The 1014-nt window shown below is 68.5% G+C and carries 1 protein-coding gene; it reads left to right on the top strand.

Translation table 11 applies throughout. The features are described 5' to 3' along the window. Positions 1–139: 139 nt before the first annotated feature. The coding region (locus OUY22_RS36640; RefSeq protein WP_270159911.1) for an FG-GAP and VCBS repeat-containing protein at positions 140–1014 on the top strand (875 nt) is incomplete at its 3' end.

Raw genomic sequence — 1014 nt, 5'->3', positions numbered from 1 at the left:
GGCTGACACCCCTTCCTACAGGCGGGTCCGGGTGGGAGACGACCTCTCACCCGGGCCTGCGCCCCGGCCTTCGGTTTCTCCCCTGCCCGGCCGGGAGCCGGCGGCACCGGCGCCTCACCCCCTTAGCAAAGGACCCCCCATGTTCGGATCTCTCCTGCTCCGTGCCGGCATCACGGGCACGGCGGTCGTCACCTGTTTGGCCACCCCGGCCTCGGCGAGCCCTACCGACCCCGACCCGACGATCCCGATCACGGTGGCCGCCTACCAGCTCGCCCCGTGCGATTCGCGTGGCACCACCGCGCTCGACGCCAGCCTGGCCACCCAGCTCAACAGCTCGCTCAAGGCCAAGATGCGCGGCTACATGTCCGCCTACCGCGTGTCCTGCGCGCGCATGGTGATCAAAGCCGTCCGCGACCGCGGGCTCGACGTCCGAGCCGCGGCCATCGCGATGGCCACCGTCATCGTCGAGACGAGCATCCAGAACATCAGCGAGGAGGTCGACCACGACAGCCTGGGGCTGTTCCAGCAGCGCGCGTCCTGGGGCAGCGCGTCCCAGCGCCTCAACCCGACCTGGGCCACCAACGCCTTCCTCGACAAGATGATCCGGCTCTACCCGAACAACAGCTGGAAGACCGCGCCGATCGGGGAAGTCTGCCAAGCCGTCCAGGTGTCGGCGTACCCGTCGAGGTATCAGGAGCAGGCCGGCGACGCCCAGATCATCGCCAACACGATCTGGCCCCACACCGGCGAAGAGGTCAAGGCCGAGGGTCCGGCGATGATGCGCGACGACGGCGACGGATCGATGACGATCTACCGGTGGAAGTCCACCAGATCGGAGTTCGACCGCGCCAGCGACTACAACTCCGGCGGCTGGACCATGGCCAACACCGGAGACCGCGTCGCCGCCGGAGACGTCAACGGCGACGGCAAGGACGACGTCGTCGCCACCTACCAGAACACCGACGGCACCTTCAGCTTCCACGTGTGGAAGAACGGCGTCTCCTACGCCGGCAC

It is taken from the genome of Nonomuraea corallina, from assembly GCF_027620315.1.
Lineage (GTDB): Bacteria > Actinomycetota > Actinomycetes > Streptosporangiales > Streptosporangiaceae > Nonomuraea > Nonomuraea corallina.
This window is presented reverse-complemented; position numbering and strand designations above follow the sequence as displayed.